Source organism: Sphingobacterium sp. ML3W, assembly GCF_029542085.1.
GTDB lineage: Bacteria > Bacteroidota > Bacteroidia > Sphingobacteriales > Sphingobacteriaceae > Sphingobacterium.
On sequence record NZ_CP107036.1, the window covers coordinates 6,042,752 to 6,058,496 of the forward strand.

A 15,745-nucleotide genomic window follows, 5' to 3' on the forward strand; every position below is an offset into this window, starting at 1 on the left:
TTCAGTGTGATTGAATAAATCATGATGGTTTCATATATATAATACTGAAAAATGTCGCTGCAAGTTACAGATTTTGCTGCTAAAAGCTGAGCAAAGGATGAAAATAGCCGTCTTATTTAGCAAAAAGACGGCTATCTGCTCGGATAAGTTTATTTCTTTAGCAATATGCCGATAATTACCCAATAGATTTTGAGATGTTGCTTATTGATCAGCATGATTGTTGTCAAATTGATACCAATTGATTTTTGTGGAAACACGCATCAGGATTGCCAAGATGATAAAGATACCGATCGTTCCGGCAATGAGAGAGTAATCTCTAAGTTGCATGAGTACATAGATGAATAAATAGAATGTACCTAAAATTGCCCCAAGTAAGAGCGCAGATTTAAGATCTTTTGTAATCGCTTTTATAAAACTTCCGATGAGGATTAAGGTGGCAACTGAAGCGATTAAATAGGCTGTATTAAATCCGATATGTTCTGATAATGCTAATAACAATGTATAAAAAAGTACCATGGCTGCTCCGATTAGTACATATTGGATAATATGGATTCTTTTTTTCTTGATAATCTCAGTGAATAAGAGTGAAGTGAATGTCAAGAGGATGATCAAAATACCATATTTAGCAACCCGCCTCGTTTTTTGATAGTTATTGATGTCTGGCAGGAAATTGATGGTGATCATATCCGAGTTGACTAACATGTCACTGGATACGTTTGAGTCTGATGCAGCACGGGCTGTAGGCTGCGGAGGCTCAGATTCATCTGTCAGGTTGCCCCTGTTTTTTTCGAAGAGATAGATTGGATAAATATCTCCTGACCATTGTTGGGGCAGCTTGCGGCTAAAGGAAGGGATCTCCCAAGATGCTGAAAAATTGGCATTGTCGACTGTTCGTTTACTTGGTAAGAATGCACCGGCAAAACTCGGATTAGCCCAATTTCCTTTTGCAGAAATATTCGTTTGATCACCGAGCGGGACAAAATTTAATGATTTTGAACCTTTTAGGTCTAATGTGATTTTGAAAATGTTTTCGCTTTGGGGATTGATAGAAATGGGACAGACTAGATTTTGATTGAATAGTTTGAGGTTGTTAAAATCGGGATCGAAAGTTGATTCTATACCATTCCATTTGAGAACAGGGCGTTTGCCCAGTCCCTTAAAATCTTGTATACCAAATACTAATCGACTTCCTTTCCAATCAATCTTCTCAATTGGAATTTCCAGCTTTGTTAGATCGATTTTATTAAAGCTACCTTCGATAGAGATATGACTATTATATACCACAGTATTATAGATCCCCCTGGAAAGATGCTGTGGGCTGATGTCTGTGTTGATATTCGAGCTTTGAGGCAGAATAAAAATCCACTTTGTTTGTCTGTATTCTAATGTTGCTGAGTTTTTACTTTTTTCAGCGGACTTCTGAATAATTTCGCTGTATGGGATTGCTACGACTGGACCGGAGATAACCTGCTCCTGGCCCCAATTAAGCGCAATACCTTCGGATACGTTTTGCTCGCGAGTTTTACGTTCTTCAATTAGATCACTGATTAATGTCAGTGGTATGAGCAATAGTAGTGAAAGAAATAAGATGACAAATAATTTTAGGACTGTTGAGTTGCTAATTTTGTCAAAGAGCGAATACTGTTCCGCTGCAAATGAGCTTTTGGGTGTATTTTGGTTTTCCATGATTTCATTTGTTTAAATCAACCTGAATATTTTTACTGTATAATGCAATTTGGAGTTCGGTAAGCTGGTAATGAAGTATCTCTTTGAATTCTATATGATGGAACTTCTGCAGGGATCGACCTTTCTGAAAGGTTTTCTTGTAATATTTAAAATGTTCTGGAAAAAGGATGCCACCAATCGCGATCATTCCCATTAAATACAGACTGACTTTTCCGTTGCCCAACAAAAGGTATTGCATGGCAATTTCATCTTGGATTTCGGTTCCTGTTCCTGTTATAATATGGAAGACATCATGATTTTCCAATTTTGGCATAACATCAAATCCCTTACTTGCGTAAAAGAGACCCAAACTATGGCCAATGCTCCCAACTGGGTAGGTTAAAAATTCCTCTTTGCTAATTCCCCATGCTTTTTTGTTCCATTTGAAAATATCCGCATATACTTTGGAAGACCAATTGTAGAGATGGAGCATGAGTTTTAATCGAATTCCTTTCATATTTTTGTGATTTTAAAAGTACTTTGAATTTCAAAGTATGTAGATAAAAAAATTATTTATATTGTTGTTTTATTAAATTTTCTAATGCAATAAGGTGATTTTCAAATGCTTTTAATCCTTTTGTCGTCCTTTTATATTTGGTGTTGGGTTTGCGGTTGACAAAACTTTTTTCCACGACAATATATTCTTCTTTCTCCAATGTTTTGAGGTTGGACGCTAGATTTCCATCGGTTACTTCCAATACTTCTTTGAACGAATTGAAATCATATTCTTCATTCACTGCAAGGACGCTCATAATTTGTAAGCGGACTCTATTTTCGAATATTTTGTCATATAAAGAAAGATCTAATTTCACGATTCGTACTTTTTGTAAACGATAAAACCATAGATGATATGTAACACACCAAATCCTAATCCCCATAACATCAGTCCGTGGTCTGGAAGACATACTGCCATTAAACCTAAGCATATTTCTAGTATGCCTAACCATTTCACCTCTGTGAAGGTATAAATGCTACCAGCAGCTAAAGCCGAACCATAGAAAATTAGCAGTATCCCAGCAATCAAATGATAATAACCTTGAGAAAGTAGGACTAATGCTAAAACTCCTCCAGTTATCAAAGGAATTGAAACTGCAAATAAAAGAGATTTGCTGGTAATGTTCCAAATCGACTGCTTATTTTTCTTTGCTTTCTTGCGAGCCATTAACCATCCGGTCAATAATGAGAGCGTTAGAATCAATATAGCAACTATTAAAAAGAGTGTAGGAATAGCCAGACCAGACGCGAACCGATTGATCGCAGTGTCGGGAATTGCTATCGTATAGTAGCCAAATAAAGTTCCTAATAACGCATAGCAGCCAATAAGAACACCTGATAAACCGCTTATCGAAACAAATTTGGAGGATTTCTCCATCAATAATCTGATCTCTCCAAGCTCTTTAAATAAATCTTTTTGTTCCATAAAAGTACTTTGATATTCAAAGTAAATGAATAATAATGAATTATGCAAGAGGTAGAAAGAATATTGAAAAAAAATAAAAAAAAGAGTAAAAAATACTTGCAAGATATAGGTTTGGTTTCTATCTTTGTGGCATCAAAAGAAATCCTAATGCGGAAGTGGCGTAATTGGTAGCCGCACCAGACTTAGGATCTGGCGCCGCAAGGCGTGGGGGTTCGAGTCCCTTCTTCCGCACTTGATGTCCTCCCGAACTTAAAACCTCGGGAGGATTTTTTTATGAATGCGATATAGCTAAAAAGAGTATGAATATTTCACACGAGAATGTAGATGCAATCAATGCGGTCGTCAACGTCGCATTAGCACCTGAAGATTATAATCCTCAAGTCGACAAAGAGATTAAAGCGCAAGCTAAAAAGGCAAAATTACCAGGTTTCCGTCCGGGTCAGGTTCCAGTGGGACATATCAGACGTACTTATGGTAAATCTATCTTATTTGATGAGATCAATAAATTGGTGAACGATAAAATCACGAATTATATTTCAGAAAATAAATTAGAAGTTTTAGGTCAGCCACTTCCTTTGGAAGATGACGCACAATATAGCTGGGATTATAAAGACAATTTCAATTTTAAATATGAGATTGGTTTAGCTCCTGCTTTTGAATTGCCTTTTACTGCTGAGACTGAGTTTGCTGTTTACGATATCAAAGCTGATCAAGAGACCTTGGCAGATCGTATCAAAAACTTGCGTCGTAGCTATGGAAAGATGACTAATCCAGAAGTATCAGAAGAAGGTGATGTATTGTATGCTACCTTGAAACAAGATAAAGAGGAAGGTCTTGAGAAAACAACTTCGATCCGTACGGATATCGTTGAAGATGCAAAAATCAAGAAATCTTTAGTAGGTCTTAAAAAAGACGATGCTGTTAAAATCGATGTTAAGAAAGCTTTCAAAACAGAAGATTTAGCACGTATCTTAGGTATCACTGAAGAAGAAGCTACAGCTTTGGATGTTACAAAATTCGAATTGACTGTTAAAAACATCAACCGTTTAGAGGAAGCTGACCTTAACCAAGAATTTTTCGATAAATTGTTTGCAGAAGGTGAAGTAACTGAAGAAGCTCAATTTACTGAAAAAGTAAAAGAAGAAGTGGAAAACTTGTTCAAGCAAAACTCGGATCAAAAATTACGTAACGATATGTATACTTTTGGTATGGATAAAGTTGACGTAAAATTCCCTGAGGAGTTCTTGAAAAGATGGTTGAAAGCTACGAATCCTAGCATTTCTGAAGAGGAGCTTAACGAAGGCTTTGCTGATTTCTTGAACAACTTGAAATGGACAATCATCGAAAACCGTGTCGTTACTGAAAACGGTCTTGAAGTTAAATATGATGAGGTAATCAATTTAGCGAAAGAACGTATCTACGCACAAATCAAAATGTACAATATCAACGAAGAGCCTTCTGATGAGCAATTGAATCAGTTTGCAATTCAATTGTTACAAGACAGAGAGCAAGGTAACCGTTTGTTCGAAGAAGCTAAAGCTTTGAAAGTATTTGATCACTTAAAAGGTTTGGTTAAATTGAACAGTAGTGATATTGAATTTAAAGAATTCGAAAAATTAGCGTAAGCGGTTTTTAACATTATTATAAGAAGGCCTTCCAAATATCTTGGAAGGTTTTTTTTATGCCTTCTATGAAGCCACCTGTGCTATTGATCGTTTTTGCTTTATATAAGCTGTCTTTAATAGCATGTACCTTGTTTTGATCTTACCATTTGGTAATCATTGGTTCATTCAGCTTTTTTGATTGTGATAGGATAGCTGGACTAGCTTTTACTATTATTTTAGTAGCCTATCGTTAATTGGGTTGACTTTTCTTTGCGTCTGTTTGGGCTGGAATAAAGAAATTCTTCTTCTTTCCTAATGGAAATAACCTTTTCAGAAATTCAGAGAAGGTGTTAAACTCTTGCCGATATAATAATCCAAAGGCGCTGATATATTCCCCATCGTTTGGACTAAGAAGGAAATTTCTTGTGTTTAGACGGTTAGAGGCCCTGAGTACAAGACGGCCATCTTTACGCAAGTAGAATAGCGCTTCCGCATCGGTTGAAACACGATCTGAGAATACATTCAGGTCAGTTAAAGCCTGATTCCGACGATCCGAAATACCGCCTGTGAGAACCAACCTATCATTAAATAAACGAAGGGATGCAGAGGCGTCATTAAGTGATTTGATATTGATATCAAAGAAATTGATATTAAGTGATTGCGCGATTATATTGTTGATCTGATTGAAAGCAATTTCGGTGCCTGCTGATAGCAATGTATTATTAACTTCTTTCCCAAAATCGCTTTGTGTTCCGGGGGTGAAGCTACGTCTGACAATTAAACTGAGCGCTTGCTGGTTGACATTGTTGGCATCAGAGAAATACCCTTGCAGTTCGTCCTTAACACCTGGATTCTGCGGGAAATTGATGTCAAATGTAATATCGGGCTGGCTCAACTGACCTTTTAAAATCATGTCTGCTTGTGCTAATACACGCTCAGGGTTTTCCTCTCTTCCAGCGGCATTGTACAGTGGAGCTAAGCTTGTTCTTTGTTGGTAGATTGCGTTGATATTGATATTGGCTTCAGTCGGATTTCCAGCCCATCGTACAGTTCCACCTTCCTTTAAGTCAAATATTTTGTTGATATAATCCTGTGCAGTGAAATTAAACTTGCCACTGTTAACAATGAAATCACCGAACATTTCAAAATCTCCCAGTGAAGATATTCGCATATTCAGGTTACTATTTCCTTTGCCCGATAGTTCCCCCATACTTGAAAAAAGGTTGATTTCAGCATTTGGTGTGATCAGTAGATCCATATTCATCGTCAAACCATTAAAATCCCGTTTCTTTTGATTTTTCTTGATTTTGGTGGAATCTTTTTCTATAAAGTAGATGAAATCACTATCGGAAATTGTACTTGCGCTATTAAAGGGTATATTGATGACTGTGTTTTCTTCTGATTTAGCGCGTATATTGATATTCATTGCTGATGTCAATCCCTTGAACTGAAAGGTTCCAGAAGCATAAGCGGTACCGTAATAGGTATTATTATCTTTTATTGTTGTATTCAATACCATGAAATTTTTCGCTTCGGCTGTCACATCTATATCGGGGTCACTTAACTTGTTGAGATCGACAATACCATCGATTGTCGCTACATTGTTTTTTTGATCGTATATTTTGAGACCAGTAAGGAAAATTCTATTGTTGGTCACGTTGACTTCTTCGGAAAGACGATAGGGAGTTTTGAGGTAATTGATAACCATGGAAGCGTTGTCAAGCTTTCCTGATCCACTAATTTTGGGGTTTAGGATATCACCTTCAATGTCCAGATCTGCATTTACCTTACCTTTAATGTTAGAAACTAGACTTCGCAGAAACGGTTGAAAAACAAATACATCTGTATTCACTAAAGTTGCCCTAAGGTTGAGCTTGTTGCTTTCACTTAGGTGGTTGTAAGAACCTCTTAACTGAATTAATTTATCACCTTCTTCTATTTTACTGTCTAATTTTACCAATTGGTTTTCAGGATCATAATTGGCACTAAGCGCTAATGATCCTATAGGAATATTATTATAAAGGATAGGAGATGTCTTGATATTCGCAACGATAAAAGGAGACTTAAAAACAGAATTGACCTCGATCTGTCCATTTAAGTTTCCTAACAAATTGATTCCGTGTGGTTTTGTGATACCATTGAGCGAGCTGAGATTAAAATCTTGGAATCTTAAATTGATTTGATCTGAAAGGTCATTTGATAATATGCCATCAATATGCACTTTCTGCTCTGCATGACTCAATGTGAGTTTCTCAAAATACCATTTGCCCTTTGAAATTTTTAATTGTGCATCATTGTTGACAAGCCACTGTTCTTTGTTGATAAGTATATTGGACGGGTAAAAATTGATGAAAGCTGGCTTTGCGTGGGCAAAACGGATAACCCCATTGAGATCTAAGCTATTGCTGGCTTCCAGTTCTGACATTTTGATGTTGAACTGTAGGCTGTCGTTGACTAAGGTATTTGAAATATTTACATTCTTGATGTAAGTGCTATCCGTAAAATTGATCTGGTCTATGGAAGTCTGTAGTTCCATATTTTTAAGATTGGCATTTTGGTCAATAATCAAATGGGTGAGACGTATGCCATTGTATTTGAATTCAGGCGCATAAAAATTAAAATTTGCTGTCTGCTTTTCGCTGGCAAATTTTGCATTCAATGTTGCTCCACTATCCAGGGCGATGTCTTTTCTAAAGAACGTTGCGATAGGTCTGAATGATTTTATATTGATATTGAGGTCAAAGTCCTGACGGTTAAAGTCATTCTTTTCAAATCCAATTGCAGGGGCGTAACGCATCGCGAGGGCCTTAAAATAGGGGACAATCGTGTTTAGATCAATTCTTCCTTTGAGGTCAATATGGCCAATAGCGGACTGCAGTGTTAACGACCGAGCTTCTTGATCTCCTTCTGCGAGGAAATTGATATTTTTGATCACAAACTTTCCTTTGGAGGAAGTAAAACTTACACTATCAGATTTAAATTCCCCTGTGATATTATTGATGTTATCTCCAATTAAGCTCGTATGTAATTTAGTGTCTATAATATTGATTGAGTCACCTTGAAAGAAATTGAGCTTTTTTAAATTTGCCTGTTGTATGTCAGCATCCAAGTGGTAGTTGGGGCGAGAGGACCAGTCTACATCTGTTGTAAACTGTAACCGAAGATTTGGGTCATGTATTATTCCCGAACCAAGAAATAATTGTTTGTCTATATCCCCTTTAACCTGAATTTGCTGATAGGTATATTGTTTAAAACTGAAATTAGTTAGATTGCCTGCTATATTGAGCTTTAAATACTTGGGATCAGTACCTATTCCATCGAGCTGTAGATCGAATCCAGAACTGCCCAAATCTTTTAATTTGGTAGCTTTACCAAGATCAAATTTTTTAGACTGAAATCTACCGGCATATTTTATCTCTTTTCGCAAGTCTAGTGTTCCATCAGCTTCTACGTTACCAATATCAGTGTCGAAGGCACCAATGGTTTTAAACTTATTGTACTGTCCAAGTAAACTGCCTTTGAATGTGAATTTATTGAAGAGTGTGACAATCTCCGGAAGTTTGAAGTTTTTTAAATTGCCAAGTTCACTAATAATATTTTTGAGATCGCTATGTTCAGAGGAAATAAAAACATGGGGAACAATAAAGTTTGTCTTGTCTATATCAGGTAGACCTATAATTTTTAGATCACCCGCTAATTCGGTGTTTTTTCCGATGGTCAGATCTACTTGTGAAGCATTGATGGCTGCTACTGTACCTCTCAGATTTGATTTTTTGATCTTTACATCAAACCTGACCTGGTGCATTGGGGATGAAAAGAGGGCAATATCTTCGGAGTGTATGCGCGAATCGCGTGCACGTATCTCGACATTGACTTTATGGATAAAGTCTGAAAAATCTGAAAAATTATTGTAGCTTAATTTTATATAATTTTTGACTGTGGAACGATTGGTTGTGAGCATGAGATCTGTCAGTTCAATGCTTTTGTTACTTACTGAAGCATGGGCGAGGAGTCCCTTAATAACCAATCCTTTTTTCTCATTAAGATTGAAACCTTTGATGTCTGCTGAGATACGATTGGAGTCAATTTTAATATTACTAAAGTGTGCATTTAATTTTGATATGCCTAAATCGCCAAAATCAACAACTTTGTTATAGTGTTTTTGCCTGTGATTAACATAGTTGAATGAGTTGTTGTTGATAATAAGTTCTTTAATATCAAAGATTATTTTTTTTGAACTTTTCTTTTTCTCTTTCTTTGGCGGGTTGAAATATCGGATTAAAAATGAGATATTGCTGCTATCCTTAAATTGTTCGAAATTACTTTCCGTATTTTCAATCTTCAACTTATTAATGACAACCCTGTTCAATTCTATGAGTTGGGATAGATCTACAGTTGCCTCTATTTTTTCGGATTTTATGATTTTTTGACCTTCTGGGGTATAAATTTCGAAGCCCTCTATAACAACAGATTTAAAGGGTTTAAAATAAATACTTTTTAAACTGATTTTGGTGTCCAACTCCTTGGATAAATACTTGATGGCCTTTTGTGCGACAAAATTTTGTACAGGTTTCAGCTGTAGCGATAATGCCAATGCAAGCAGTATAATGAATATACTACCCAGGACTATTGACATTATTTTTATTATTTTTTTGATACTTTTGTATTCTAATTTATAACTCCAGCTATGGCTATTATTTTAGGGATTGAATCCTCTTGTGATGAAACCTCCGCTTCTATTTGTATTAACGGTGAAATTCATTCAAATGTTATTGCTACTCAGGCAATCCACGCAAAATATGGTGGAGTTGTTCCCGAGTTAGCCTCACGTGCTCATCAACAAAATATTATTCCTACGGTGGACGAAGCCATTCGTCAAGCAAAAATAAGCAAAAATCAAATAGATGCAGTGAGTTTTACGCGCGGACCTGGATTATTAGGTGCTCTTTTGGTCGGAACTTCTTTTGCAAAATCATTTGCACTTGCTCAGAATATTCCGTTAATCGATATAAATCATATGCAGGCGCATATTTTGGCCCATTTTATTGAAGAACCGAAGCCGAATTTTCCTTTTTTATGTCTAACTGTTTCAGGTGGGCATACACAAATTGTCCTGGTAAAAGATTACTTCGAAATGGAATTATTGGGTGAAACTCTGGACGATGCTGCAGGGGAAGCCTTTGATAAGACGGCTAAGATCCTCAATCTGCCTTACCCCGGTGGACCGCTTATTGATAAATATGCAAGTCAGGGTAATTCCAATACGTACAAATTACCAGAACCTCAAATTCCGGGACTTAATTTTAGCTTTTCAGGGTTAAAGACAGCAATACTCTACCTTGTTCAAGATCAGTTAAAGCAGAATCCTGATTTCTTGACAGAAAATATCGCAGATCTCTGTGCTAGTGTGCAATCCCGTATTGTCTCTATCTTATTAAATAAATTGAAGAAAGCCGCAAAGCAAACGGGTGTGAAAGATATCGCGATTGCGGGCGGTGTTTCTGCGAATTCTGGACTAAGAAAGGGATTGATTGAAATGGGGGAGCAATACCATTGGAATGTCTTTATTCCTAAATTCGAATATTGTACAGATAATGCAGCGATGATCGCCATTGCTGGATATCATAAATATTTAAAAGGGGACTTTGTTGGTCAGGATGTAGCTCCGATGGCGAGAATGCATTTATAAAATATTATTAAAGAACGTTTCCCTAATAATCTAACTAGGGAAACGATAATTTCCTTATAAAGGAGAACTGTAACCGTAGGCCTGTGCTGCTGAAGTAAACTTATCTTTTTTAGGCTGATAGAAGTTCAATTCATAACCTTCTGCTCCCCAAAAAATGCTAACAAAACTAATTCCTGCTTCCGAACGCAGTACAGTGAGAACCTGGAATGCCTCATTGTCAAATTGACCACCATCATCGACTCGCCAAGTACTAATATCATCATAGGTGGCCGGAAAATCCAAATTAATTAATTGGTCTTCTTTGATATACGAAAAAACCGCCAGTGCCGAATCTTGTTGGTTTTCAAAAACTGTGAGATTGAATTCAGCTTGATCTTTTAGGACAGCGACTGTAGTGCTTTTGTTTATTTTCCTTTTATATTTTTTTTCCAGTTTTTCCTTTACCTCCTGAGTTGTCTCGCGCTGAACTTTTGTAAAAGATTCTATTTTATATTGATTTAAGAATGCCTGATTGACTAACATTCCAAAATCTCCGGATTTAATTTCATTCTTTATTGTAAACAATGAGCCTTCGCTATTGGCAAAGTTTTGTGCTGTCTGCCTTCCGTTGCTTTCCTTATTGTCTGTTTTATTCTGTATAAATCCCAATGGGCTAACTTGATTTTCTATAATGACATAGTTGTATTTTTCGGGACTCTCCATGGCCTGATCCATTGGAAGGGCAATTAATGAATCTTTTTGCTGATTCAAAAAGCCAAAATAAGGTGAAATTAATTGCTCTTTATTTTCACTCTTAACCGGAGGTTTGGATTGATTTTGACTGTTGTCACAACCGTATAATGTAAGTAGAAGAATAGCTAAAAAAAGTGATTTCATAAGAGTGCGTAAAATTTTTATGAAATATAAGGCTTTCGCGCATCATAATGAAAAGATTTAAACTTTAATGTTATGATGAACTCAAAATTGAATATCTATCGCAAGGAATGGCTGGATGTTATCTTTGCAGGTCGCAACAAGATGTATGGTGCATATGAGTTGCGGAATTTGTCAAATAAAGCAACAAATGTGGGGCTAGCTATTGTTGTTTCCCTTGCTTTCCTTTTGATCGTGGGTTCTTATGGGTATAATAGATATTTTAAGAAAGCTGTACCTGTAGTGACCACTACGATTGCGGATATGATGCCTGAGGATCTAGACGCGATTCAGAAAGAAGCTGAGAAAAAAGATGAGGTGAAAGAAGAGCCTATTTTAATGCAGGAGAAAGCGCCACAGCAGATCGCACAGGATGTGTCGAAGTTTGATTTGGTGCGTATGCCAGAACCTAAGATTACCAAGGCAAATGAAGTAACTGAGGATGTTGCTACACAGGATGAACTGAATAAACCCAATACAATGACTGCACGTATCACGTTGAAAGCGAATGCCGCGGGAACGCATATCGCACGAGGTGAATTTGGCCCCTCTAAGAAGGATGGTAGTATTACAGGCAGTAAAGTAGGAGTAGTGTCAGGGGGAGGTACTGATAACAATGCAAGTACAGTGTTTGAGGCTGTTGAAGTAATGCCACGTCCAGAAGGTGGTATGCCGGCTTTCATGAAATGGGTGTCGGAAAATTATAATTTTCCACAATCAGCTTTGGATCAGGGTGTATCGGGGGTTATCGAAGTATCTTTTGTGGTGGAGCGAGATGGATCTTTGACAGATATTGCGGTAAAACGGGATATGAATTTTGGAACTGGAGAAGCCGCAATTAATTTATTAAAAAAGGCAAAAAAATGGAAAGCTGGTGTTCAGAATGGACGAACTGTGCGGGTGGCTTATACTTTACCTATCCGTTTAAGTGCGGTATCTCAATAAAGCCAATCTTAACTTTATTTAACAGATGCGAATTTAAACTTTTGATGGTCAATAATACTCTTATAGATAAATAGGTTGGAAAGTCAATCTATAAAAATTGAAAGATTGTTGATTTAAAAATAGAGAGATGAAAAAATTGATGTTAAGTTTGGCGTTATCCGGATTAATGTTGACAGGTTTCGCACAGGAGAAAAAGGATCTTAAATCAGATACCAAAGAAATGAACGCTCCATTGCACAAGCATTCAAAGGATAGAAAGCACGATGGCTTAAAAAATAAAAATCCTGAAGAATTAGCTAAGATCAAAACAGATCGTATGGACCAAAAGTTGAAGTTTACAGATCAACAACGTAAAGAGGTGTATGCATTTCATTTGAAACAAGCACAGGATCATAAAAAAATCGCGGCAGAGCGCAAATTATATCGCGAAAAAATGAGAAAACAACGGGCTACTGATCAAGAAAAAATGATGGGTTTATTGACTCCGGAGCAACAAAAGACATTGAAAGATTCTTACGCTGAGAACCATAAAATGCACAAAGAAAATTGGAGAAAACATCGACAAATGCGAAAAGGAGATTTTAAGAAAAACGAGAGTGAAAAAGCCGTTGATGCTGAAGCAAAAACAACATAAGGTTAATAAAAAGAGTAGTTTTCATATTAATAATTGGTGAGTGTTAGTTAAAAAGGGGATCATTGATCCCCTTTTTATTTTTTATTGTGTGCACATACCCGCTGTTCTGTTTCTGAGCAGTTGTTTTAGCGAATAAATCTTCGTGTAATTGAGTTTGTATCAAAAATCTTCGTAACCAAATAGCTTATACCGAAACTTAGAAGGGCAATAGACAGAATTTTTAGGGAAGCGGGCAGGTAATCAATATTCAGAAATGTATCTGTCATCGCCTGTACAATAACAAAATGGCATAAATAGATGCCAAATGTGGCGCCTGCTATATTTTTTATCCACTTTGATTCGCGGATATTTAATTTTTGCACGATAAGAAATATAGCGGCAGTCATCATTGCGACATTGATATTACAGAAATACCAGACGATCTCTAAATTAGCGTAATTTCCTGGATAATGTTTTTGGGTTAGTAGAAAGCCTGAAAAGGTGATGATAAATCCTACTGCAAAAAGTGGAACGGCAATTGAAATAGTTTTAGTTAGTGACCATTGAAAAGGGTATTTTACTAAATAGTATGCTAATATGATATAACCCAGGAAACCTGAGAAATAATAGAATGTGCCAAATTCATTCCAATTACAGACACCCCACAACCCCATCTGTCCGTAATTGCCCGTATAACCTAAAGTTGGAGCGGCCATTTTGATGTAAGGTGCTAGAAGTGTAATTCCCCAAAAGCCGAGAAAATATTGAATATCTTTTTTACTGGCTTGACTCAACCAGCTTCCGATAATTGGAATGATGAGATATAAACCGACCAGCATATACATGTACCATAGAGGCGTTGTATCATAATTGAAGTTGAAGCCTGCCGTGTAGATTTTTGTTAAGGTTGCTTGCACCGTAAAATTATTCATATCTATCAAAGCACTCGAACTACTCTTAATAAAGTTCAGATAGATAAAAAAAGTGAGCGGTAGGACGATTGACCAAAATAATAAAGGAACAAGTATTCGACCTATTCTCTTTTTGTAGAAAGTTGCCACATCGGTTTGTACGGGAAATAGTAATATACCTGAGATCATTGCAAATAATGGTACACAGGCACGAATAATGCTGCCCCAAAATACGCCTTGATGAAATGTGCTGCTATTGTCAAATGTTCCAACAAAGGCATCGCAGCTGTGCGATATTAAGACCATAAAGCAAGCCAAAATGCGGAGAAAGTCTATCCAAGGAAGATACGTTTTTATATTTTTAGAGGTCATTTGCAGCAGGTTTGGAGTGAGGCTAATAAAAAAAGTGGCATTAGTTTGATAAGCTAATGCCACTTTTTTGTTATTCTTTGTTTTTTTGCTGTTCCTTCCATTGTTTGGAAAAGGATTTTTCTGCTAGCTTGGGCAATTCCCTTTGATCTCCCCAAGTTTTCTTAAAAAACTTTCGGAGGAAGAAGTTCTTGAATTTTCCGCCAAAGAAATCAATTAATTTTCGACGTTGGATACCATATGTAAACCAGCTCCAGACTTTTTGTTCTGTTTTAGTTGATAAACCCTGCTCCACAGCGTCTTTTCTGTTGACAAGAAGCATGCGTTGAATGTCGATGCCTACGGGACAAACTTCGGTACATTTGCCACAAAGGGTAGATGCATAACTCAGATGTTTAAATTCCTTCATCCCATTTAAATGTGGAGAGATTAAAGATCCGATTGGTCCTTGATAGGTTGTTTCATACGTATGTCCGCCTATATTTTGATAAATAGGACATACATTTAAGCAGGCACCACAGCGGATACAATATAGGCCCTGACGTTGTTCTTTCTGTGCAAGGAGATTACTACGTCCATTGTCAAGTAGGATAACATACATTTCTTCGGGTCCATCAGACTCGTAAGACTGTTTGGGTCCTGTGAGTAAGGTGTTGTAAACTGTTAAGTTTTGACCTGTACCATGTGTGGATAAAAGTGGCCAAAATACTTCCAGATCTTGTAGTGTGGGAATAATCTTCTCAATGCCCACCACAGCAATATGTGTTTTTGGAAATGTGGAGGTCAGACGTGCATTTCCTTCATTTTCGGTAATCGCTATACTTCCTGTTTCAGCGACTAAGAAATTAGCCCCTGTAATACCGACTTCTGCTGCTAAGTATTTGTCTCTTAATAATTCGCGGGCTTTTAGTGTTAACTGTTCTGCAGATGCATCCAAGGGAGTGTCAAATTTTTCATGAAAAAGCTTAGCGATATCTTCCAAGCTTAAATGCATAGCAGGAGTGACAAAGTGGTAGGGTTTCTGGCCTAGCAGCTGAATAATATATTCTCCGAGATCAGTCTCGATGGCTTCTATGTTTTTGGACTCCAGAAAATGATTTAACTCAATTTCTTCTGTAGCCATAGATTTAGATTTTACAATCGACCGTGTTCTTTTTCGTTCGATGATCTTATAAATCTCCTCCCGCGCTTCATCGGCATCATTAGCCCAAATTACTTTCCCACCACGTGCGGTAAAATTTGCTTCAAATTGTAATAGATATCGATCGAGATTTTCCATTACTTTCCATTTGATCAAATTTGCTTTTATTTTGGAGTTTTCGAGATTTGCAAATTTGCTTTTCCCCTTTTCGAAAGCAATACTGTATTTGTCGATATTGTAATTTATAATATCGCGATGTTTGGTGTCAAATGCTTTCTGTGCACTTTCCTTTAAAAACGTATTTGCCGTACTCTCTGACATCTAATCTGCTGATTTTTCACAAAAAAAGTTGGTCGTTTCCTACCAACTTTTAAATATAGTGTTAATAAATTGTTTCTCGAAAATCGAGCTTGAAA

The 15,745-nt window shown here is 36.8% G+C and carries 12 protein-coding genes and 1 tRNA gene; 5 read left to right on the forward strand and 8 right to left on the reverse strand.

The features are described from left to right. Nucleotides 1–201 precede the first annotated feature (201 nt). The 4 genes from creD to OGI71_RS24980 are packed head-to-tail and all read right to left on the reverse strand — an operon-like array spanning nucleotide 202 to nucleotide 3,145. Nucleotides 202–1,686 (reverse strand): cell envelope integrity protein CreD, encoded by a 1,485-nt coding sequence (gene creD / locus OGI71_RS24965; RefSeq protein ID WP_282252810.1) that lies wholly within the window; start codon nucleotides 1,684–1,686, stop codon nucleotides 202–204. Nucleotides 1,687–1,690: 4 nt separating this feature from the next. Continuing rightward, nucleotides 1,691–2,182, reverse strand: coding sequence for a Coq4 family protein (locus tag OGI71_RS24970; protein WP_282252811.1), 492 nt, complete (start codon nucleotides 2,180–2,182; stop codon nucleotides 1,691–1,693). A 52-nt stretch (nucleotides 2,183–2,234) separates the two neighbouring features. After that, on the reverse strand, nucleotides 2,235–2,537 hold the full coding sequence (locus tag OGI71_RS24975) for a transcriptional regulator (protein WP_282252812.1): 303 nt from the start codon (nucleotides 2,535–2,537) through the stop codon (nucleotides 2,235–2,237). After that, on the reverse strand, nucleotides 2,534–3,145 hold the full coding sequence (locus OGI71_RS24980; protein ID WP_282252813.1) for a hypothetical protein: 612 nt from the start codon (nucleotides 3,143–3,145) through the stop codon (nucleotides 2,534–2,536). The genes OGI71_RS24975 and OGI71_RS24980 overlap by 4 nt, the downstream gene beginning before the upstream one ends. 149 nt (nucleotides 3,146–3,294) lie before the next feature. Between OGI71_RS24980 and OGI71_RS24985 the strand changes: the two genes are divergently transcribed. Then, a tRNA-Leu gene (locus OGI71_RS24985) sits at nucleotides 3,295–3,376 on the forward strand. Nucleotides 3,377–3,444: 68 nt separating this feature from the next. Beyond that, nucleotides 3,445–4,770 (forward strand): trigger factor, encoded by a 1,326-nt coding sequence (locus OGI71_RS24990; RefSeq protein WP_282252815.1) that lies wholly within the window; start codon nucleotides 3,445–3,447, stop codon nucleotides 4,768–4,770. A 229-nt stretch (nucleotides 4,771–4,999) separates the two neighbouring features. Here OGI71_RS24990 and OGI71_RS24995 read toward each other — a convergent pair whose 3' ends face one another. After that, nucleotides 5,000–9,385, reverse strand: coding sequence for a translocation/assembly module TamB domain-containing protein (locus OGI71_RS24995; protein WP_282252817.1), 4,386 nt, complete (start codon nucleotides 9,383–9,385; stop codon nucleotides 5,000–5,002). A 51-nt stretch (nucleotides 9,386–9,436) separates the two neighbouring features. Here OGI71_RS24995 and tsaD point away from each other — a divergent pair, with 51 nt between their 5' ends. Continuing rightward, nucleotides 9,437–10,438, forward strand: coding sequence for a tRNA (adenosine(37)-N6)-threonylcarbamoyltransferase complex transferase subunit TsaD (tsaD, locus tag OGI71_RS25000; RefSeq protein WP_282252818.1), 1,002 nt, complete (start codon nucleotides 9,437–9,439; stop codon nucleotides 10,436–10,438). A 54-nt stretch (nucleotides 10,439–10,492) separates the two neighbouring features. Here tsaD and OGI71_RS25005 read toward each other — a convergent pair whose 3' ends face one another. Continuing rightward, on the reverse strand, nucleotides 10,493–11,314 hold the full coding sequence (locus OGI71_RS25005) for a hypothetical protein (protein ID WP_282252820.1): 822 nt from the start codon (nucleotides 11,312–11,314) through the stop codon (nucleotides 10,493–10,495). 72 nt (nucleotides 11,315–11,386) lie between these two features. Between OGI71_RS25005 and OGI71_RS25010 the strand changes: the two genes are divergently transcribed. Both OGI71_RS25010 and OGI71_RS25015 read left to right on the forward strand, forming a co-directional pair. Then, nucleotides 11,387–12,295 carry an energy transducer TonB gene (locus tag OGI71_RS25010; RefSeq protein WP_282252822.1) on the forward strand — a complete coding sequence of 303 codons (909 nt, stop codon included), beginning with the start codon at nucleotides 11,387–11,389 and terminating at the stop codon, nucleotides 12,293–12,295. 127 nt (nucleotides 12,296–12,422) lie between these two features. Further along, nucleotides 12,423–12,929 (forward strand): hypothetical protein, encoded by a 507-nt coding sequence (locus OGI71_RS25015; RefSeq protein ID WP_282252824.1) that lies wholly within the window; start codon nucleotides 12,423–12,425, stop codon nucleotides 12,927–12,929. Nucleotides 12,930–13,054: 125 nt separating this feature from the next. Here OGI71_RS25015 and OGI71_RS25020 read toward each other — a convergent pair whose 3' ends face one another. Together OGI71_RS25020 and OGI71_RS25025 are read right to left on the reverse strand one after the other, a co-directional pair. Then, the gene (locus OGI71_RS25020) at nucleotides 13,055–14,191 is read right to left on the reverse strand and encodes an acyltransferase family protein (RefSeq protein WP_282252826.1); all 1,137 of its coding nucleotides are present in this window, start codon (nucleotides 14,189–14,191) and stop codon (nucleotides 13,055–13,057) included. Nucleotides 14,192–14,261: 70 nt separating this feature from the next. Further along, nucleotides 14,262–15,650 carry a LutB/LldF family L-lactate oxidation iron-sulfur protein gene (locus tag OGI71_RS25025; RefSeq protein ID WP_282252828.1) on the reverse strand — a complete coding sequence of 463 codons (1,389 nt, stop codon included), beginning with the start codon at nucleotides 15,648–15,650 and terminating at the stop codon, nucleotides 14,262–14,264. Between the last annotated feature and the right edge of the window lie 95 nt (nucleotides 15,651–15,745).